The organism is Microbacterium sp., assembly GCF_031178445.1.
GTDB lineage: Bacteria > Actinomycetota > Actinomycetes > Actinomycetales > Microbacteriaceae > Microbacterium.
Map to the genome: position 1 here is coordinate 24,585 of NZ_JAPSIY010000012.1, position 20,474 is coordinate 45,058.

Annotated in this window: 16 protein-coding genes; 6 read left to right on the forward strand and 10 right to left on the reverse strand. The window is 69.0% G+C overall.

Going from position 1 to position 20,474, the window contains the following annotated elements:
• Positions 1–10 precede the first annotated feature (10 nt).
• The gene (locus RIN43_RS14840) at positions 11–3,808 is read right to left on the reverse strand and encodes an NPCBM/NEW2 domain-containing protein (protein ID WP_309129696.1); all 3,798 of its coding nucleotides are present in this window, start codon (positions 3,806–3,808) and stop codon (positions 11–13) included.
• 160 nt (positions 3,809–3,968) lie between these two features.
• On the opposite strand from RIN43_RS14840, the gene RIN43_RS14845 reads away from it, so the two are divergent.
• Genes RIN43_RS14845 through RIN43_RS14855 form a run of 3 tightly spaced genes read left to right on the forward strand, consistent with a single transcriptional unit; the run spans position 3,969 to position 5,960 of the window.
• Positions 3,969–4,421 carry a MaoC family dehydratase N-terminal domain-containing protein gene (locus tag RIN43_RS14845; RefSeq protein ID WP_309129697.1) on the forward strand — a complete coding sequence of 151 codons (453 nt, stop codon included), beginning with the start codon at positions 3,969–3,971 and terminating at the stop codon, positions 4,419–4,421.
• Entirely contained in the window at positions 4,421–4,822 is a 402-nt protein-coding gene (locus RIN43_RS14850) for a MaoC/PaaZ C-terminal domain-containing protein (protein ID WP_375163757.1), read from the forward strand. Before RIN43_RS14845 ends, RIN43_RS14850 begins: the two co-directional genes overlap by 1 nt.
• Position 4,823: 1 nt before the next feature.
• Positions 4,824–5,960 (forward strand): UDP-N-acetylmuramate dehydrogenase, encoded by a 1,137-nt coding sequence (locus tag RIN43_RS14855; protein ID WP_309129699.1) that lies wholly within the window; start codon positions 4,824–4,826, stop codon positions 5,958–5,960.
• A gap of 54 nt (positions 5,961–6,014) precedes the next feature.
• Here the strand turns inward: RIN43_RS14855 and RIN43_RS14860 are convergent, their stop codons facing one another.
• Both RIN43_RS14860 and ald read right to left on the reverse strand, forming a co-directional pair.
• Complete coding sequence (locus RIN43_RS14860; protein ID WP_309129700.1) at positions 6,015–7,217, reverse strand: pyridoxal phosphate-dependent aminotransferase; 1,203 nt, start codon at positions 7,215–7,217, stop codon at positions 6,015–6,017.
• Between the two features lie 99 nt (positions 7,218–7,316).
• A complete protein-coding gene (gene ald, locus RIN43_RS14865) occupies positions 7,317–8,408 on the reverse strand; it encodes an alanine dehydrogenase (protein ID WP_309129701.1) in 1,092 nt (363 codons plus the stop codon).
• A gap of 120 nt (positions 8,409–8,528) precedes the next feature.
• Between ald and RIN43_RS14870 the strand changes: the two genes are divergently transcribed.
• Entirely contained in the window at positions 8,529–9,038 is a 510-nt protein-coding gene (locus RIN43_RS14870) for an Lrp/AsnC family transcriptional regulator (RefSeq protein ID WP_375163758.1), read from the forward strand.
• A gap of 80 nt (positions 9,039–9,118) precedes the next feature.
• Here the strand turns inward: RIN43_RS14870 and RIN43_RS14875 are convergent, their stop codons facing one another.
• Together RIN43_RS14875 and aceB are read right to left on the reverse strand one after the other, a co-directional pair.
• Positions 9,119–10,714, reverse strand: coding sequence for an isocitrate lyase (locus tag RIN43_RS14875; protein WP_309129703.1), 1,596 nt, complete (start codon positions 10,712–10,714; stop codon positions 9,119–9,121).
• A 28-nt stretch (positions 10,715–10,742) separates the two neighbouring features.
• On the reverse strand, positions 10,743–12,413 hold the full coding sequence (gene aceB / locus RIN43_RS14880; RefSeq protein WP_375163759.1) for a malate synthase A: 1,671 nt from the start codon (positions 12,411–12,413) through the stop codon (positions 10,743–10,745).
• A gap of 152 nt (positions 12,414–12,565) precedes the next feature.
• Between aceB and RIN43_RS14885 the strand changes: the two genes are divergently transcribed.
• Positions 12,566–14,017 (forward strand): helix-turn-helix domain-containing protein, encoded by a 1,452-nt coding sequence (locus RIN43_RS14885; RefSeq protein ID WP_309129704.1) that lies wholly within the window; start codon positions 12,566–12,568, stop codon positions 14,015–14,017.
• Positions 14,018–14,048: 31 nt separating this feature from the next.
• On the opposite strand, the gene RIN43_RS14890 is transcribed toward RIN43_RS14885, so the two are convergent.
• Positions 14,049–14,606 (reverse strand): WHG domain-containing protein, encoded by a 558-nt coding sequence (locus tag RIN43_RS14890; protein WP_309129705.1) that lies wholly within the window; start codon positions 14,604–14,606, stop codon positions 14,049–14,051.
• Between the two features lie 66 nt (positions 14,607–14,672).
• On the opposite strand from RIN43_RS14890, the gene RIN43_RS14895 reads away from it, so the two are divergent.
• Positions 14,673–15,374, forward strand: a complete 702-nt coding sequence (locus tag RIN43_RS14895) for an MBL fold metallo-hydrolase (RefSeq protein ID WP_309129706.1) — start codon at positions 14,673–14,675, stop codon at positions 15,372–15,374.
• A gap of 46 nt (positions 15,375–15,420) precedes the next feature.
• Here the strand turns inward: RIN43_RS14895 and RIN43_RS14900 are convergent, their stop codons facing one another.
• The 4 genes from RIN43_RS14900 to RIN43_RS14915 all read right to left on the reverse strand — a co-directional run bounded on the left by RIN43_RS14900 (position 15,421) and on the right by RIN43_RS14915 (position 20,458).
• Positions 15,421–17,130, reverse strand: a complete 1,710-nt coding sequence (locus RIN43_RS14900) for an amidase (protein WP_309129707.1) — start codon at positions 17,128–17,130, stop codon at positions 15,421–15,423.
• A gap of 1 nt (position 17,131) precedes the next feature.
• Positions 17,132–18,172 (reverse strand): agmatine deiminase family protein, encoded by a 1,041-nt coding sequence (locus RIN43_RS14905; RefSeq protein WP_309129708.1) that lies wholly within the window; start codon positions 18,170–18,172, stop codon positions 17,132–17,134.
• 69 nt (positions 18,173–18,241) lie between these two features.
• Positions 18,242–18,865: a TetR family transcriptional regulator gene (locus RIN43_RS14910; RefSeq protein ID WP_309129709.1), complete on the reverse strand. Its 624-nt coding sequence runs from the start codon at positions 18,863–18,865 to the stop codon at positions 18,242–18,244.
• 75 nt (positions 18,866–18,940) lie between these two features.
• A complete protein-coding gene (locus tag RIN43_RS14915; RefSeq protein ID WP_309129710.1) occupies positions 18,941–20,458 on the reverse strand; it encodes a PucR family transcriptional regulator ligand-binding domain-containing protein in 1,518 nt (505 codons plus the stop codon).
• Positions 20,459–20,474: the final 16 nt, after the last annotated feature.

Below are 20,474 nucleotides of genomic sequence, written 5' to 3' on the forward strand. Positions count from 1 at the left end.
GCTGTTCGCATCACTCGCAGTGGAACGTGGCGTCACCCCACACGCCGTGCGCGCCGTTGATGCTGCCCGGCGCCTCGACGATCAGATCGACGTACTGCGCACCGGTCAGATCGACATCCACCGTCTCGGGTGCGAAGCCCGGGGTGAACGTGCGCGACTGGTACAGGTTCTCGCCGTCGGCATCCACCTTGAAGATCACGTTGCCGGCGAAACCTGCTTCGAGGCCCACCTCCGCGGTGAACGCCGTGCAGGCGCCGCCCGTGTAATAGGTGATCTTCGACAGCGCGTGCACGCCGAGGCCCTTCTCATAGGTCGGGTTCTCGCCGGTCTGCGGGTCGATGTGATTGATCGCCAGCGGCTGGTCCGGCGAGGACGCCGAGTCCTTGTTGGCGACGTTCTTGCCGATCACACCCCACCCGTTGACTGCGCTGAGCCATGGCAGCTCGGCCGCACCGATCGTGCCGCTCGGGGCGGGGGGAAGCGGCTGGTCGACGACCTTCCAGTCGAAGATCTTCAGGCGGCTCTCGGTGGGCAGCACGACGTACGCGAGCTCCTTCGCCGGGTTCAGTCGCACGAGGTTCGAGTACACCTGGTACCTGTAGGTCGGATACTCGTACACGTTCGGGTTGGTCGCGCTGTTGCGCCCGAGCGAGGAGATCGCGACGCTCGCGCCTCCCAGCCCCGATGCCTGCGGCAGCCAGTTCGGGATGAACAGGTTCTGCTTCGAGACGGTGCCGTCGGCATAGTGCAGCTCGAGGGCGGGGTTCACACCGCCGCCGGATGCGGCCGATGCCAGGACTGCCAGGTGCGTCCCCTTTCCTGTGAGGGAGACGGTCTGACCAGCAGGAGCGACCGAGTCGTTCGCACCGGACGGTGCTGGCCAGGTGTACTCGATGGCTGCATCGCCTTCGCCGACGGTCACCGTCGATCCCGGCTCCACCCCGGCCCTGGCGAGCGCCTCGGCTGAGAAGGTCGCCCCACCGCCGTCGAAGTCTCCGGCCTTCGCCGTCTCGAGCGTTGTGACGGAGTCGGCGTTGTAGGCGCCGGCCAGAGACCCGTAGGCGACGTAGATCTGATTGGCGCCCGACACCGTCTGCGGCGACTTCTGCGATGTGTACTCGGCGACCACCGTCACGGTCTGCAGGTCGGCCTTCGCGGCATCCGTGACGGTGTACCCGAAGGTCGCCTCCGCCGTGGCTCCGGCTTCGACCGAGCCCGGTTCGGCGCCGTCGGAAGAGAGAAGCGTCCAGCCATCCGGAACCTGCGGCGTGAGCGTGACGCCGTCCTTCTTCTTGGTGCCGGTGTTGCGGAAGGTCGCGGTCACGGTGGTGTCCTCGCCCTGGAAGACGCGGTCGGCCAGGTCGACGGCGACGGATGCCGCGGCGGCATCCGCGTCTCGCCCGCCCACGGCGCTCGTCGCGGCCAGCACGACCTCGGCACTGCGATCGGATGCCACGGTGCCCGCCTTCACGGTGATGACGCCGCCGGCGTTCTCGGCGTCGAAGAACCATCCGGTCTCCTGCTCCGACAGCGCGTCGAGCGAATCCGCCTGCTTCAGGCGCTTGCCGTCGACTGTCACGTTCTTCGGCGCCGAGCCGGTGTGCGCCTCGATGACGTACGGGCGGGCGCCAGCCTTGCCTTCGTAGTCGCCTTCCCGCTCGCCGATGGTCACCGTCACGGTGCCTTTCTTGCCGGCATCCGGAGCGTCGACTCGGATGCTCTGCGAGCTCGACTCGCCGTCGGCGTAACCGCGGGTCACCTTGTCGTCCTCGTACAGGGTGAAGGCGCTCTCGCCCTGCGGGAACAGCGACAGGGTGATCGGGGAGTCCTCCGGCACGAGCGAGGCGTTGCGGGCGACGATGCCCTGCGGCACGAGCGCTCCTGCACGCACGAAGATCGGCAGCTTGTCGAGCGGAGCCGGGTGGCCGTTGATCACCTGCCCGCCCTCGTAGAGCTTTCCGGTCCAGTAGTCGACCCAGCGCTCACCGGCCGGGAGGTAGATGCCGTTGCGCACGGTGGTCTTCGTGTACACCGGCGCGACCAGGTAGTCGCCGCCGAGCAGGAACTCGTTGTTGGCCTCGGCGCTGTAGGCGCCCGGGTCGTCCGGGTACTCCAGAGCGAGCGAGCGCATCATCGGCAGGCCGCTGCGGTGCGACTCCGCGGCCAGCGTGTAGATGTACGGCATCAGCTTCTGCCGCAGCTGCAGGTACGAGCGGTTGATCTCGGTCGCCTCGTCGCCGTACAGCCACGGCCGCTTGTCGACCGACGCCCAGCCGCTCATCGAGTACAGCGCCGGGGCGAACGCCTTCCACTGCAGATCGCGTACGTAGCTCTCGGGTGAGCCGCCGAAGATGCCGTCCACGTCACCGGTCGAGAACGCCAGACCGGAGTTGCCCGCACCGGTCAGAGCCGAGATCTGCCAGCGCACCGCGTCGAGGTTGCCGGAGTGGTCGCCCGTCCACTGCATGCCGCAGCGCTGCGACCCGGCCCATCCCTCGACCATGAGAGAGGTGCCGCGGGCGTCGGAGTACTGCTCGATGCCGTCATGCGCGGCCTCGCAACCGGTCAGCGCAAGGCGGTAGCCCGAGCCGACCCACGCGACGTCGAGCTTGCGCAGGCGGATGCCGGCGTCGCCGACCTCGTATTCCTGCTCGGTCAGCGACCGCTGCGTCCACAGTCCCGTCTTCAGCGCGGTCTGCTCCTCGATGGCGTCGACGGTCTCGGGCAGCTCCTGGTACTCGCAGCCGTAGCCGTCGTTCACCAGCATCCAGCCGGCCGGCATGTCGTGTTCGACGAACTCCTTGGCGAAGTCGAGCGCCTGCGGTGTGCGCAGCTTGGACGGTGTGCGCGTGCCGCTGTACGTCGGGCTCGACCGGTTGTAGCAGTCGGCGTCGCCGTACTCGAGGGCGTAGACCGGCGGCATGATCGGCCTTCCGGTGAGCTGCGTGTACGACTCCAGCGACTGGGCGTAGTCACCCACGAAGTAGTACGCGTCGAAGCGGCGCTCCTCGTGGGTGGTCGTGCCGTTCTTGAAGTCGTAGGTGCCGCGGGCGAAGGTGTTGCGCAGCACGCCGTATCCCTCGGACGACATGTAGTACGGCACGGCGTTGGGGTAGCCGTCGTCGTCCCAGTCGTAGCTGCGGGCGATGTTGATCACCGAGCCGGTGTGGATGGAACGGCCGTTCTGCATGCCGCCGCCCAGGAACTGCTCGCCGTCGGCGGACGCCAGGTGCTGGGTGGCCGACTTCGCGCCGAAGGTGATCGGCGCCGACTCGGTGAAGATCGGCGTCCCGTCGGCGCGCGCGGCCTGGACGGCACCCGTGGCGCGGTCGACGGTGACGGTGACGTCGGGACTCGCGACGGTGATCGCCTCTCCTTCCGTCACGGTGAGGTCGGCGCCGCCGAACGTGTCTGCGCCGACGACGATGTCCGCCGTGCGTGCGGGGTCGTTCTGCGGGGTGTTCGCCGGATCGGTGAACGATCCGCTCGGATCGGCCTCGAGGCGGAAGGTGCCGCCCTCGAGGAAGGTGATGCGCATGGCGCCGCGCTCGCCGGTGAGCGTGACGGCCGCGCCGTCGCGTGAGACGCCGGTGATCGCGCCGATCGAGGAACCGGACTCGTCCACGGGAACCTCGGGGGTCGCGGGCTTGGGCGTCACGAGGGTGGGTTCGGAGGAGGATGCCGCGGTCGCGGCGACGGCGGATGCGCCGAAGCCGGTCAGCCCGACGCCGGTCACGGCGAGAGCGGCCGCCAGGCCGAGCGAGGTGAGTTGCCGCCGGCGAAGCCGGCGGGGAGAGGGTAACGTCATTGTTCGCCTAACTCTTGATTGTCTATGCGTGGAAACTGCACTAAACAATCACATAGCAACACACGACTGGCCGCGCGTCAAGGATTCGCTCGAAGATGAACATGGTTTCCTTCGGACGCGCACCGGGAACGGGCTCAGGCACCACGGATAGGATCGAGGAGTGCCTGTGAACAACGATCTGGTCGGCAGGGAGTTCCCGCCGACCGCCCCGTACCTCGTCGGACGAGAGAAGGTGCGCGAGTTCGCCCGCGCCGTCTTCGCCGACGCGCCGCTGCACACCGATGTCGAGGCCGCGCGCGCCCTCGGTTACGCGGACGTGGTGGCCCCGCCGACGTTCGCCATGGTCGTCCAGGACCACACGCTGCAGCAGCTGCTTGCCGAACCCGACTCCGGCATCGTGCTGTCGCGCACGATCCACGCCGAACAGAGGTTCACGTACACGCGGCCGATCGTCGCCGGCGACGAGCTCACAGGACGGCTGCGCGTCACCGGGATCCGCGCCCTGGGCGGCAACTCGATGATCACCAGCGAGGCCGAGATCACGGATGCCGCCGGGGAGCACGTCGTGACCGCGACCAGTGTGCTGCTCGTCGGCGAAGCGGAGGGCGAATGATGGCCGGGTTCGTCGTCGGAGACGTCGTCGCTGAGCGCACGCTGCATCTCACCCGCGAATCACTCGTCCGATACGCGGGAGCCTCAGGGGATTTCAACCCGATCCACTACCGTGACGACGTCGCGGCGGAAGTGGGACTCCCCGGCGTGCTCGCTCACGGGATGCTGACCATGGGCATCGCCTCTTCCGTGGTCGTGGCCGCGCTGGGCGACGTGAACGGGATCCTCGATTACGGAGTCCGGTTCACCAAGCCGGTCGTTGTGCATCCGTCCGACGGGGCCGACGTGCACGTGCTCGCCAAGGTCGGAGCCGTCGACGAGCAGTCGGCACGCATCGACCTGACCGTCAAGCACGCCGACACCACAGTGCTGGTCAAGGCGCAGCTGCGGGTCGCGCTCTGACATGACCCAGGCCGCATCCGTCCCGCTCCGCGAGCTCACCACGCTTCGCACCGGCGCCGCACCCGACATCATGCGGGAGGCGTCGTCGACGACCGATCTGATCGCCGAGCTCCGCTCGGTGTGGGAGCGCGGCGGCGACTGGTTCGTGCTCGGCGGCGGCTCCAACCTGTTCGCCGGCGACGAGCCGTTCGACGGCACCGTGATCCGCATCCTCACCTCGGGTATCGAGGAGCTGCCCTCGCCCCATGAGGGGCGCATCCGGCTGCGCGTGCAGGCGGGGCATTCCTGGGATGACCTGGTCGCTTACGCTGTCGGGCGTGGTTACGCCGGCATTGAGGCGATGAGCGGCATCCCTGGCACGGTCGGGGCCGCCCCGGTGCAGAACGTGGGTGCCTACGGACAGGAGATCCAGGAGACCCTCGTCGAGGTGGAGCTGATCGACGAGCATGCGGAGGCGCCGATGGTGGCGCCTGCCGCGGAGCTCGGCCTCGGATTCCGCACCTCGGTGCTCAAGCACCATTACGGTGAAGCGCAGGGCCGCCGTGCGGTGATCCTCTCGGTCACCCTCGACCTGGCTGTCACCGGTGACGCTGGGCGGGTGGTGCGCGGCGAGCAGCTGCGCCGCGCGCTGGGCCTGGAGGACTACGAACCGGTTCCGCTGAGCTGGGTACGCTCGCGCATCCTGCAGACTCGCGCCGCGAAGGGCATGCTGCTCGACGACGCCGATCCCGACACCTGGAGTGCCGGGTCGTTCTTCCAGAACGCGATCGTGCCAGAGCATGTCGCCCGCACTCTGCCGCCGGAGTGCCCCCGCTGGCCGGTGGAGCCCGACCTGGATGCGGTCACCGTCATCCCGCTGGACAGCTACGCCGGCGTGTCACCGCGCCCCGAGCGGCCCGAGGGCCTGGTCAAGGTGAGTGCCGCATGGCTCATCGAGAACTCGGGCATCCGCAAGGGTTTCAGCCTGCCGCGATCCCGTGCCGGCGTGTCGACCAAGCATGCGCTGGCGCTCACCAACCGCGGGGGAGCGTCCGCCGCCGAACTCAGCGAGCTGGCCAGGTTCATCCAGAGCCGAGTGCACGCCGAGTACGGATTGCTGCTGCAGCCTGAGCCCGTGCTGGTCGGCGTCGACCTGTAGCGAAGAACGGCCGCCAGCCCGGGAGGGATGGCGGCCGTTCTCCACGGACTCGCGTCAGGAGGCGAACAGGCGCTGCAGCCGCTGCACGCCCTCGAGAAGCTGGTCGTCTCCCAGCGCGTAAGACATGCGGATGTAACCGGACGGGCCGAAGGCCTCGCCGGGGACGACGGCGACCTCGGCCTGCTCGAGGATGAGGTCGGCCAGCTCCAGCGAGGTGGTCGGAGTGACGCCGCCCCAGGTGCGACCGAGCAGCCCCTGCACATCGGGGTAGACGTAGAACGCGCCGAGCGGGTTGGGTACGACGAGCCCGTCGATCTTCGACAGCTCCGACACGATCAGGCGGCGACGGCGGTCGAACGCCTCGCGCATCCGCTCCGCTTCGTTCTGCGGGCCGGTGAGGGCGGCGATCGCTCCGCGCTGGGCGACGTTGTTGACGTTGCTCGACAGGTGCGACTGCAGATTGGCGGCGACCTTGACGGCGTCGGCGGGCCCCACCATCCATCCGACGCGCCAGCCGGTCATCGCGTAGGTCTTCGCGACCCCGTTGACGAGGATGGTCTGCCCGGCGATCTCGGGCAGCGCCTCGACGATCGATGTCGCCTTGGCGCCTTCGTAGGTGAGGTTCTGATAGATCTCATCGCTGATGACCCAGATGCCGTGCTCGAGCGCCCACTCCGCGATGGCCTTGGTCTCCTCGGTGGTGAACACAGACCCGGTCGGGTTGGACGGCGACACGAAAACCAGCACGGTGGTGCGCTCGGTGCGCGCGGCCTCGAGCTGCTCGACGGTCACCTTGTAGTCCTGGTCGGCTCCGGCGAACACCTCGACCGGGATCCCGTCGGCGAGGCGGATCGCCTCGGGGTAGGTGGTCCAGTACGGCGCGGGCAGCAGCACCTCGTCGCCAGGATTCACCACGGTCTGGAATGCCTGGTAGACCGACTGCTTGCCGCCGTTGGTCACGATCACCTGTGACGGCGAGACGTCGAGGCCGGAATCGCGCAGCGTCTTCGCGGCGATCGCCTCGCGAAGTGCGGGAAGGCCTGCAGCCGGCGTGTAGCGGTAGTTCGCCGGGTCGGCGAGAGCCTCGGCCGCGGCATCCACGATGAACTGCGGCGTGGCGAAATCGGGCTCGCCAGCGGCATACGAGATGACGGGCTTGCCCTCGGCCTTGAGCGCCTTCGCCTTGGCATCGACCTTGAGGGTCGCGGACTCGGCAATGGCGGAGAGCTTGCGGGAGAGAGGTGCGCGTTCGGTCACGATAGAAGCGTACCCGGGCAGGATGCGGGGCCACAGGCGGAACGCCCGTCAAGAATCAGCGTTCTTGACGGGCGTCCGCCGATCATGGCTTCTGTCGCGTCAGCCGGCCATCCCGTGCGCCTCTGCCACCGCCTTCAACGCGATCCGGCCGTCGGTGACGTTCAGCCCCTTGGCGAGAGCGGCGTCGTCGTTCGCCGCGCGATCCCAGCCCTTGCCGGCGATCGCCGAGACGTAGGGGAGGGTGGCGTTCGTGAGCGCCCGAGTGGCGGTCTCCGGTACGGCACCGGGCATGTTCGCGACGCAGTAGTAGATGGAGTCGTACACGGCGAAGGTCGGATCGTCGTGTGTGGTCGGGCGGGAGCCCTCGAAGCATCCGCCCTGGTCGATGGCGATGTCCACCAGCACCGACCCCGGCTTCATGGCGGCGACCATCTCGTCGGTGACGAGCTTCGGAGCCGCAGCTCCCGGGATCAGCACCGAGCCGATCACCAGGTCGGCGTCGGCAAGGGCCTCGGCGATGTCATACCGGCTCGACGCCCTGGTCTCCAGCGCCCCGCCGTATCGGTGCTCGAGCTCGCGCAGGCGGGGCAGCGAGATGTCGAAGACGGTGACCTTGGAGCCGAGGCCGAGGGCATTCGCGGCCGCATGCTCGCCGGCGACGCCACCGCCGATCACGACCGTCTTCGCGCGCGGCGTGCCGGCGATGCCGCCGAGCAGTGTGCCGCGACCGCCGTTCGAGCGCAGCAGCGAGTATGAGCCCATCGTCACCGACAGGCGGCCGGCGATCTCGCTCATCGGAATGAGCAACGGCAAGCTGCGGTCGGGCAGCTGCACGGTCTCGTAAGCGACCGCGGTCGTTCCTGCGTCCACGAGCGCCGCGGTCAGCGGGCGGTCCGCGGCCAGGTGCAGGTAGGTGAACAGAGTGAGGTCCGACCGAAGGAAGCCGTATTCCTGCGCGATGGGCTCCTTGACCTTGAGCAGGAGGTCCGCCCCCGCCCAGGTCTCCTCGGCCGAGGAGACGATCTCTGCCCCTGCTGCGCGGTACGCCTCGTCTTCGATGCGCGAGCCGAGCCCGGCGCCGGACTGCACGAGAACCCGATGACCCTCGTGCACGAGTCGATCGACGCCGGCGGGAGTGAGCGCGACGCGGTTCTCGTTGTTCTTGACTTCGGTGGGTACGCCGATCTTCATCGATCCTCCAGGGTGTGCGGCGGTCCGCAGGGTGAAATCCAGAATCGCAGAAACGGCGGGCGCTCCGCTGAAAGTCCGAAGAAGATTCGTTCTGAGAACGCATCCTGAATAATGATTCGGATGGACATGTCATCCGAGGGCCTTCCGCCGAACACTGTGCACCCCGCCACGCTCGATGCCGTGGACGTGAAGATCGTGAGGCTCCTGACGGCTGACGGCCGCATGACCAACGCCGAGCTCGCGGCGAGGCTGGGCGTCGCGCCGTCAACGGCGCATGCGCGCCTGCGATCGCTGATCGACCGCGGTGTGATCACGGGCTTCCACGCCAGTGTCGACGAGCGCAAGCTCGGCTCGGGTCTTCAGGCGGTCATCGGTGTGAGCCTGCGTCCGAGCGCCCGCCGTGAGAGCATCGTCGCGTTCGCCGAGCGGGTGCGGGCGCTCCCGCAGGTGATCCAGGTGTTCTTCCTCGGTGGAGACGACGACTTCCTGCTGCACATCGCCGTCGCCGATTCCTCGCAGCTGCGCGAGTTCGTGCTCGAGCACCTGTCTGCGCAGAGCAGCGTGGCGTCCACCCGCACCAGCATCGTCTTCGACTATCACCGCAACGCCGTCGCCGCGTCGTTCCTGTGAACCGTTCGCCTCGCCTGTCTCGACTCGCCGAAGAGGCCGGATGCTCACATCGCGGCATCCGGCCCCTCCGATCGATGTCGTCAGCTGAACTGATTCATCGTGTTGTGCTGGCCTCCGGCCTTCAAGGCCGCGTCGCCGGCGAAGTACTCCTTGTGGGTGTCGCCGATGTCGCTTCCCGCCATGTTCTGGTGCTTGACGGTGGCGATGCCCCGGCGGATCTCCTGACGCTGGACGTCTCGCACGTAGGTCAGCATCCCCTCGTCGCCGAAGTAGCCCCGTGCGAGGTTGTCGGTCGACAGGGCGGCCGTGTGGTAGGTCGGCAGCGTGATGAGGTGGTGGAAGATGCCGGCCCGGGCCGACCCGTCGCGCTGGAAGGTCCGGATCTTCTCGTCGGCGATGCGGGCGATCTCGGTGCCGTCGTATTCGACGCTCATCAGCCTGTCGCGGTCGTACGCCGAGACATCAGCGCCCTCGGCGGCGAGCTGGTCGTACGCCTGCTGGCGGAAGTTCAGCGTCCAGTTGAACGAGGGGCTGTTGTTGTAGACCAGCTTCGCGCTGGGGACCTCCGCACGGATGCGATCGACCATGCCGGCGATCTGCTCGACATGCGGCTTCTCGGTCTCGATCCACAGCAGGTCCGCGCCGTTGCGCAGCGACGTGATGCAGTCGAGCACGACGCGGTCTTCGCCGGTGCCCGGACGGAACTGGTACAGGTTGCTGGCCAGCCGCTTCGGGCGCAGCAGCCTGCCCTCGCGCCTGATCACCACATCGCCGTCGCTGAGCTCGCCGGCCGCGATCTCCTCCACGTCGAGGAAGGAGTTGTACCGGTCGCCGAGGTCCCCGGGCTCATGGGTGACCGCCAGCTTCTGTGTGAGCCCGGCGCCCAGCGAGTCGGTGCGCGCGACGATGATGCCGTTGTCGATGCCGAGCTCGAGGAAGGCATAGCGCACGGCGTTGATCTTCGCGATGAAGTCCTCGTGCGGAACGGTGACCTTGCCGTCCTGGTGACCGCACTGCTTCTCGTCGGACACCTGGTTCTCGATCTGGATCGCACAGGCGCCCGCCTCGATCATCTTCTTGGCAAGCAGATATGTCGCCTCAGGATTGCCGAACCCGGCGTCGATGTCGGCGATGATCGGCACGACGTGGGTCTCGTGGTTGTCGATCTGCGACTGGATGAACTCCACCGCGGTCTCGTCACCGCCGGCGCGCGCTTCATCCAGCTGGGTGAAGAGCAGATCCAGCTCGCGGGCGTCGGCCTGGCGCAGGAATGTGTAGAGCTCCTCGATCAGCGCGGGCACTGCCGTCTTCTCATGCATCGACTGGTCCGGGAGCGGGCCGAACTCGGAGCGCAGCGCAGCCACCATCCATCCCGACAGGTAGAGGTAGCGCTTCCTCGTCGACTTCAGGTGCTTCTTGATCGAGATCAGCTTCTGCTGCCCGATGAAGCCGTGCCAGACGCCGAGCGACTGCGTGTACAGCGAGGAGTCGGCGTCGTACTCGTCCATGTCGCGCCGCATGATGTCGGCGGTGTACTGCGCGATCTCAAGGCCGGTGCGGAAGCGATTCTGCGCCCTCAGGCGCGCGGCGGACTCGGGGTCGATGCCCTGCCAGGCCGAGCCGTGCACGTCTCGCAGGGCCCGGATGGCGTCGATGTCGTCCTGGTACTGGGTCATGTCTGGTCCTTCGTGAGTGGGTGAACGGTCAGTCGGTCTCGGTGAGGAACCGGGTGTACGCACCGAGGGTGAGGAAGGCCGGGAACTCGGGCTGCAGCGCGACCTCACGGAAGACGTCGGCCGCATCGTCGAATCGGTCGCCTTCGAAGCGGATCGCCTCGGCGAGCACCTCGCCGATCAGGCCCTCGACGTACGCGGAGGTGATGGGCGTGCCGTCCTCGGTGCTGCGGTCCTGATGTATCCACTGCCACACCTGAGAGCGGCTGATCTCGGCCGTCGCGGCATCCTCCATCAGGTTGTCGATCGCGACGGCGCCGAGGCCACGCAGCCATGCCTCGAGGTAGCGGATGGCCACGGACACGTTGTCACGGACGCCCTGAGCCGTGATCGGCCGGCCGATGTGCAGGTCGAGCAGGTCGGATGCCGTCACGTTCACGTCCTCGCGCAGACGGTCGAGCTGATTGGGGCGCTCGCCGAGCACGGCATCGAACTCGGCCCGAGCGGTCGGGATGAGGTCGGGGTGGGCGACCCAGGTGCCGTCGAACCCGTCGCCGGCCTCACGCCTCTTATCGGTGGAGACCTTCTCGATCGCGCGCTGCGTGACCTCCGGGTCGCGGCGGTTGGGGATGAAGGCACTCATGCCGCCGATCGCGTAGGCGCCGCGCTTGTGGCAGGTCTGCACGAGCAGCTCGGTGTAGGCACGCATGAAGGGCACGGTCATCGTGACCTCGCTCCGGTCGGGAAGAACGAAGCGTGCGCCCCGGCCGCGGTAGTTCTTGATGATGGAGAAGATGTAGTCCCAGCGTCCGGCGTTGAGGCCGGCGCAGTGATCGCGCAGTTCGTAGAGGATCTCGTCCATCTCGAAAGCGGCGGGCAGGGTCTCGATGAGCACGGTGGCGCGGATAGTGCCGTGCGGGATGCCGACGTACTCCTCGGCGAATGAGAACACGTCGTCCCAGAGCTTCGCCTCCTCGCTCGACTCGAGCTTGGCGATGTAGAAGTACGGGCCGCGACCCGCGTCGATGAGCTGCTGCGCGTTGTGCAGGAAGTACAGTCCGAAATCGACCAGGGAGCCGGATGCCGCAGTGTGGCGCCCAGTGCGGTCGGTGAACTCGATGTGCTTCTCGGGCAGGTGCCAGCCGCGCGGCCGCATGACGATGGTGGGGGTGCGTTCGGCGGTGACGCGATACTCCCTGCCTTCGGGGGAGGTGTAGGCGATCTCGCCCTGGATGGCGTCGCGCAGCGACAGTTGCCCGCCGATCACGTTGCCCCAGGTGGGGCTGGTGGCGTCCTCCTGGTCGGCCAGCCATACGCGCGCACCCGAGTTCAGCGCGTTGATGGTCATCTTCGGGTCGGTCGGCCCGGTGATCTCGACGCGGCGGTCCTCGAGGCCTGGGCCTGCTCCGGCGACGCGCCACGCGTCGTCCCCGCGGATGTGCGCCGTGTCTTCGCGGAAGTGAGGGTCATGCCCGTTGCCGATCTCGAAGCGGCGCCGCATCCGATCGGCGAGCCGGTCGTGGCGTCGGCTGGCGAAGCGATGGTGCAGCTCGGTGAGGAACGCGATGGCCTCCGTCGTGAGGATCTCATCGAAGCGCTCGTGCATCGGTCCGGTGATGCGCATCGCCGGACCGATGGCGACCGATGCGGCGGTGCTTGCGATCCCGGACGGGGCGGTCGGCGACGCGGTGTCAGTGGTCATGGTCTGTCTCCTCCGTGAGATGCGGACCGGCCCTGCGAGTGTCGTTGAGCCGGGGTGCTTGGCATCCACTCTGAGAGAAGAACGGCCGGGGACTAGACCATTGAGGGGCAGAACTTTCGAGATATTTCTGCTTCTGTGACAGAATCGCCCGCATGAGCAGCGCTGACGTCATAGAAGATGCCGATGCCCTCACTGTCGGGCGCCGCATCCGCCAGCTGCGGACTGCGCGCGGCATGACGTTGGAGGACCTCGCCTCCGCCGTCGACCGCGCGCCGAGTCAGCTGTCCATGATCGAGAACGGCAGGCGCGAGCCGAAGCTGTCGCTCTTGCAGACCATCGCTCGGGCGCTCGGCACCACGATCGACGCCCTGCTCGCGGGCGAGCCGCTCGACGAGCGCAGCACCATGGAGATCGCGCTGGAACGCGCGATGAAGGGCCAGACCTTCCAGACGCTGGGGATCGCGCCGTTCCGCATCGCGAAGACGCTGCCGACGGATGTGCTCAAGGTGATGCTCGCCCTGCACGGCGAGATCGAGCGGCTCCGGGACGAGCGCGCGGCGACGCCGGAGGAGGCGCGCAGGGCCAACGTCGAACTGCGCGACCTCATGCGCACGCAGGACAACTACTTCGCCGATCTCGAACAGCAGGCGGCAGACATCCTCGCCGCCGTGAAGCATCCGGGTGGCCCGCTCACCCAGCGGATCGCCTCGGAGATCGCCGCGCACCTCGGGTTCACCCTGCACTACGCCCCCGACCTGCCGCAGACCACCCGCAGCGTCGCGGACATCGCCAACGGCCGGCTGTATCTGTCGAGCCGTGTGCCGACCAAGAGTGACGCGCGCACGGCCGTGCTCCAGGCGCTTTCCAGCCGCATCCTCGGTCATGGGGAGCCGCGCAGCTACGCCGAGTTCCTGCGTCAGAGGGTCGAGACCAACTACCTGACCGGTGCGCTGCTGATTCCCGAAGCGCACGTCGTGCCCGTGCTGCAGGACGCGAAGGCGCGCCGCGCGATTTCGATCGAGGATCTGCGGGATGCGTACTCGGTGTCGTACGAGACGGCGGCGCACCGGTTCACGAACCTCGCGACCCGTCATCTCGGCATCCCGGTGCACTTCCTGAAGGTGCACGAGTCGGGCACCATCACGAAGGCGTACGAGAACGACGACGTGAACTTCCCGACCGACCGGCTGGGGGCCATCGAGGGGCAGATGTGCTGCCGCCGCTGGACCAGTCGTGTGGTGTTCGATGTCGAGGACCGGTTCAACCCGTACTACCAGTACACCGACACCGGCAACGGCACGTACTGGTGCACGGCGCGGGTCGAGGCGTCGAGTGAGGGCATGCACTCGGTGAGCGTCGGGGTGCGCTTCGACGACACCAGATGGTTCGTCGGTCGCGACACTCCGAACCGCGGGGTGTCGAAGCACTCCGTCGAGGCGTGCTGCCGCCGTGCGCCGGCGGAGCTCGAGGAGCGCTGGCGCGAGAACTCCTGGCCCAACGTGAAGACGCCGAGGACGCTGCTCGCGACGCTGCCCACAGGATCGTTCCCCGGGGTCGACACGACCGACGTGTACGAGTTCCTCGAGGCGCACGCGCCGCGCTGAGACGTGGTCGACGTGCGCCGACCTGGCGCGGTCAGGCCGTCACCCCGCGCAGCACGATCTGCAGACCGCGCTCGAAGGCGACATCCACATCGCCGCCCTGCCGGAAGCCGCCGTTCTGCTCCATGGTGCAGAAGCCGTACGCCCAGGCGGTGAGAGTGCGTGCGGCGGGCAGCGGATCCCCGGGCGATATCTCGCTCACGGCGGCCAGCAGGATCGACATGATGGGAGCAAGAGCCTCGGGCGACGGGTTCGCGGCCGGGGCCGGCGCACAGAACAGCAGGGTCGTCACGTTCGGCGAGCGTGCCGCCAGTGCACGCAGTGCACGTGCGAGGCCGGCGAGCACGTCATGCGGGTCGGTGGCGCTCTCGGCGATCGCGGCGACTTCGGTGCCCAGTTCGGACGCGGCGTCGTCGGCGGCGAGCTGCAGGAGCGCGTGGCGATTCGCGGCGCGCTTGTACAGGCTGGGTGCACGGACCCCGACGGCCGCAGCGACGCTGCTCATCGTCACGGCGTCGAGGCCCTGCTGTTCGGCGATCGATCGCACGGCGGCGACGAGCGTCGGCGTGCTCACTCTCTGAGGTGCAGGCATCGGTTCCTCCCGGTTCCAGCATATGGCTATTGACCATAGCCATCAAGGCTATGTACTGTAGCCAACATGACTGATCAGCTGCTCCGCATCGGCGATGACATCGTCGCCATCCACGCCGTCGTGACCGATGAAGGCGTGACGCTCATCGACGCCGGCTTGTCAGGCGACCTCGGGATCGTCGCTTCGGCGCTGCGCCGAGCGGGAAGGTCGCTCGATGACATCAGGGGCGTCGTGCTGACTCACGGCGACGCCGACCACATCGGCGTTGCCGAACGGCTGCGCGTCGAGCACGGTGCCGTCGTCCACGTGCTCCGGCCCGACGCGGACCTGGCCACAGGGGCTGAGCCCTCCCGCTCGGTGAAGGCCGACGGCTGGCGCCTGGGACCGACCCTGCGCTTCCTATGGGTGGGCTTGCTGCGCGGCGGTCTGCGCACTCGGCATCTCCAAGAGGTGCGGCCGATGTCCGACGGCGACGTGCTCGATCTTCCTGGGCGCCCTGAGATCATCGCGATCCCCGGCCACACGCCCGGGTCGGCGGCGATCCGCATGCCGTCGGTCGGCGCGTTGTTCCTGGGAGATGCGATAACGACGCGGCACGTGCTCACCGGTGCCGAGCGTGCGTCCATCGCCCCGTTCAGCGAGCAGCCGCAGCAGACCCTGCGCAGCCTGGAGAGGCTGCGCGGCCTGCCTGAACGCCGCATCTTCCCCGGTCACGGGCCGGAGTTCCGTGGCACGGCCGACGATCTGCTCGAGGCGCTCCCGCGCTGATCGGCACGCCGCCGACGCGTGGCCTTCCCCCGTGGCCACCGGCCTCTCAGAGCCGGGGCGTTCGCGGCGGGGGCGTGCGTCGCTCACCCGCCGCGCCCGAGGCCTCGAAGGCGTAGGCCAGGCGCAGCAGCGCCGCATCGTCGTAGGCGCGGCCGATGAAGGTGAGGCCGATGGGCATGCCGATGTCCGCCATCAGCCCCATCGGCACCGTGACGCTCGGGATGCCGAGGTGACGGATCGCGAGGTTGCCGTTCGCGATCCAGGTGCCGTTGCGCCAGCCGAGATCGGCCGATGCCGGATTGACGTCCATGTCGGCCGGACCCACGTCGGCGACCGCCGGGAACACCACCGCGTCGAGGCCGAGTTCGTCCATCCAGGCTTCCAGGTCGGTGCGGCGGGTCTCCTCGAGGCCGCGCAGGCCGTGCTCGAGCTCCGGGATGTCGATCAGCGCGGCACCCGGGTGCTCGCGGACCCACGCCGGGTACTCGGCGATGTCGTCGTCGAAGCCCTCGTAGCGATCGGGAAGGGCGCCGGCCGGATGCGGGAAGATCTTGGCGCCGTCGACGTCGGCCAGCGTGCTCAGCGCAGGGTCGCCGTTGGCCTGCAGGAAGTCCTCCCAGCTCCAGGCGGACAGGTCGACGATCTCACGCCGAAGGTATTCCGGGCTCACCAGTCCCCTGGTGAAGAGGGTCGGGGCGCCGGGGCGGTCGCCCTCGTAGTTCGACACGACGGGCAGATCGACCTCGACCACCGCCGCTCCGGCGGCCACGAGATCGCGGCGCGCGGCCTCCCAGCGTTCGATGACCGAGTCGCGGGTCTGGATGCGCCGGCCGGTGGGGCCGCCGATGCCGGGCGTCTCCGACGTCCCGGCATCCGGGTCGGCGTTGATGTACATCTTCGGGATGCCGATCCGCCTGCCCATCAGGGCCGCGCCGTCGGCCAGCGCCGGATACGACGCCGGGCGCACCGAGGATGGCGCAGGGAGCGCGACCCACGGCTGGGCCCGCCAGAAGTCACCACGCGTCTCTTCGTCATCGGCGACGATGACGTCGAGCACTTCCAGCAGATCGGCCATGCTCCGGGTGTGGGGTACGACGACGTCCATCGTCGGCACCAGCGGCCAGTTCCCGCGAACCGAGATGACTCCGCGTGATGGCGTGTAGGCGCACAGCGCGTTGTTGGTCGCCGGACCTCGCCCGCTCGACCAGGTCTCCTCGCCGAGCCCGAAGGCCGCGAAGCTCGCCGCTGTCGCGGTGCCGGAGCCGTTGGATGAGCCGGAGGCGAACGGGGCGGTGAGGAAGTCGGCGTTGTACGGGCTCTCGGCGCGGCCGTACACGCCGCGCTGCATACCGCCGTTGGCCATGGGCGGCATGTTGGTCAGCCCGAGGCAGATGGCACCGGCCGAGCGCAGCCGCTCGATCGTGAACGCATCCTTCTGGGCGACGAGGTCCTTGAAGGCCGGGCTGCCCGATGCCGCAGTGAGGCCCCGCACCAGGTAGCTGTCCTTCGCCGTGTACGGGATGCCGTCCAGGGGTCCGAGCGACCTGCCACGGGCCCGGCGCTCGTCCGAGGCGGCGGCCTCGGCGCGCGCCTGCGGATTGCGCACCACCACGGCGTTGAGCCGCGTCGCGGTCTCGGGGCCGTCGTAGGCGTCGACGCGTGCGAGGTAGGCGTCCACGAGCCCGACCGCCGTCACCTGCCCGGACTCCAGGGCCCCGCGCAGCTCTGCGATGGACTTCTCGACGACGTCGAACACCTCAGACCTCCTTCGGCAGAGCGGGCTGCTGCTGCGTGATGCAGTGGATGCCGCCGCCCCGGTCGAACAGCGGACGGGCGTCCACCGAGACGACGGTGCGTCCCGGGTACGCGTCCGACAGGATCGCGCGCGCCGTCGCATCGGCCTGCTCGTCTCCGAAGCCGCACGCGATCACGCCGCCGTTGGTGACGAGGTGGTTGACGTAGCTCCAGTCCACGAACCCCTCGTCGTCGCGCAGCGTCTGCGGAGCGGGAAGGTCGACGATCTCGAAGCTGCGGCCGGCGGCATCAGTCTGGGCCGCCAGGTGCATGCGCAGCTGCGCGGCGACCTCGTGGTCGGGGTGCGCGGGGTCCGGCTGCGCGTGCAGAAGAAGGCGGCCCGGTGACGGGATGGTGGCGACGATGTCGACGTGGCCGTTGGTGCCGAACTCGTCGTAATCGCGGGTGAGCCCGCGCGGCAGCCAGATGGCCTTCTCCGCTCCGATGGTGCGGCGCATCTCGGCCTCGACTCTGCCGCGATCGAGATACGGGTTCCTTCGAGGGTCGAGCTGCACGGTCTCGGTGAGCAGCACGGTGCCCTCGCCGTCCACGTGGATTCCGCCGCCCTCGTTGACGAGTGCCGAGCTGATCAGCTCGGCGCCGGTGTGCGCGGCGACGATGCGGGCATGCTCCGCGGAACGATGCCATTCGGCCCATTCGGGCGCACCCCAGCCGTTGAACACCCAGTCGACCGCGCCGAGGACACCCGGTCGCTCGTCGTCTACGACGAAGGTGGGGCCCGAGTCACGCATCCAGAACTCGTCGACCGGTGCCTCGACGACCTCGATGCCCTGCGACAGGCTCCGGCGGGCGCGGCTCAGCTCGGTGGGGTCGACGAGCATGGTCACGGGAGTGAAATCGGCCACCGCGTTCGCCACTGCCGTCCACGCGTCGTAGCCCTCCCGGCGCAGTTCCGCGGTGTCGCCGAGGGTGACGCCCTCGCGGGGGAACGCCATCCAGATCCGCTCGTGTTCACCGGTCTCCGCCGGCATGCGCCACGCCATCGTGCCTCTCCATCGTGTTATTGGCCGAATGTATAACAACAGTGACAGTAGCTGCACCTGACTGCGGCGTCAAGGCGTTCGGCGCAGGGCGCCGCGCTCCAGACCCAGCACGTGCTCGGCCGTCTCCGCCACGAAGCGGGCGGCCGTCGCGGTGGCGTACGCCTCCGGATCGTTGGCGTAGGCGCACACGCCGTCGACTGCGAGGAGAATGCGGACGGCGGCGGATGCCGCATCCGGCACGACGAAGTCGCCGCTTCGCACGCCGTCGTCGATCACCTCGCGCAGACGCGCGTGATCCTTGGCGTCCTGCTCGGCGAGCGCCGCCGCAAGCGGCGCACTGAACCGCGACAGGTGCCTCGCGTTGAGCCAGAGGCGGGCGAGCGGCCCGGCCTCGATGCTGTCGTTCACGCGCGCCAGGTGCGCGATGCGCTCGAGCGGCGTGCCCTCGGCGGGGAACATCACCTCGCGGTCGGCCGAGGCGGCGGCGATGAAGGCTTCGACGACCAGATCCTCGGCGGCGTTGAAGTAGTGGGTTATCAATCCGTGTCTGACCTCGAGCCGGTCGGCCACGGCGCGCAGCGTGACCCGCTCCAGCCCGTCGGCGAGCGCGAGATCGGCGGCCGCGGAGAGGATCTGGGCGCGGCGTGCGGCGGGGGCCAGGCGTGCGGCGCGCGGCGCCTGAGTCGACTTCATGCCTGCCATGCTAGGTCGCATCGCGCCTGCGGCAGCGGCGTGCCGCGAGCGAGGCGGGCCGGCCGCTCCGGGCGTCTACGCCGGCGTCGACGAGCCGGCTGCGGTGCGCAGAGCCGCCCACACCTCGGCGCGCGCCGGAAACGAGGTGAGATCGGTCTCGAGCAACCCGGCGGCCTGCGCGATGCGCGAGCGCAGCGTGTGACGGTGGATGCCGAGTGCCGTCGCGGCCGCTTCCGTTCGGGTGTCGTTCTCGAGCCAGACGATCAGGGTGCGCTCGAGCTCGGTGCCGGCTGCGGCATCGTGCCTTCGCAGCGGCGCGAGGCGGCTCAGAGCGACGAGCCTGGCCTCCTCGGTCGCCAGGGCGTCGAGCACCCCGCCGGCGGACGCGTCCGAGTAGCGTGCGACACCGTCGGCGCCCCGGCGCAGGGCGGTGAGCGCCTGAGCATGCGCATGCGAGAAGCCGGCGTAGTCCGCCGGCTCCGACACCCCGAGTCGCAGGTCCAGTTGCTGCGCCAGCAGATCGAGCGCGGCATCGTCTCCGGCCGGGATGCAGATCGTGAGGCCGTCCTCGCCCTCGGCGACGAAGGATGCCGTACCGGCATCCGATCGCCGTCTGTCCCACCATTCGAGGATCGCCGAGGCGCGTGCGGCATCCGTCACGGCGACGACCACCGGCGCGGGCGGCAGGGCGCCGAGCACCCGGCGGGCGAGCCCCGGGTCATCCTCACGCAGCGAGGAGAGCAGCTGGGTGTGCAGCCGCCGGCGGGCGCGGGACGTCTGTTCGTTCTGCTCGAGCGCCAGCCCGGCCATGGCGATCACCGAGGTGACGACCGCGCGCGTCTCGGCATCGAGCGCCGTCGCGGCGACGGCGATCACTCCGCGCAGATGCCCCGAGCGTCCGAGCGTGAACAGGGTGTAGCCGGCGTCGTCATGCTCGATCGTGCGGCTCGCCGAGCCGCCGCGGGCGAGCAGATCCGCGACGCCCGTGACGAGCTCGCTCCGGTCGGCCACGGTTGCGGGATGCTGGTGCGCGAGCGCACCGGTCGCGTCGAACATCCCCACCCAGCATCCGAGCCGTCGGGAGAGCTCCGTCAGCGTCGCCTCCAGCCCGCGCGGTCGCAGTGCCGCGATCGCGAGCGAACGCTGCGCCTCGAGCGCCCAGGTGCGCCTCGCGTACGCCTGCGCGGCGATGGCCTCGGCGTGCGCGCGGGCGACGGCGAGGAACGGGATGTCGTAGGGCACTTCGAAGAGCGCCAGGCCGGCGGCGGTGCACGCGGTGACCAGTTCACCGGGCACGCCGACGCGATGCACGCCGGAGCCGAATCCGAGAGCCAGCACTCCGCGTTGCATCAGGCGGAAGACATAGTCGGCGACCCACGCGGCGTCGTGCTCGGCGAACTGCGTGCCGGTCGTGAGCAGCACCAGATCCTCGGTGAGGAACGGGGTCGGATCCACGAGGTCGGAGTTGTGCACCCAGCGCACCGGGCGGTCGAGCGCGCCGCCCGGCAGTGCCGATTCCTCGGTGACCAGGCGCAGACGCAGGTCCCGCCGCCCGATCAGGGTGCGCAGCGTCGGCGCGGCGGCTGGATCCATGGTCGCTCCTCGACTG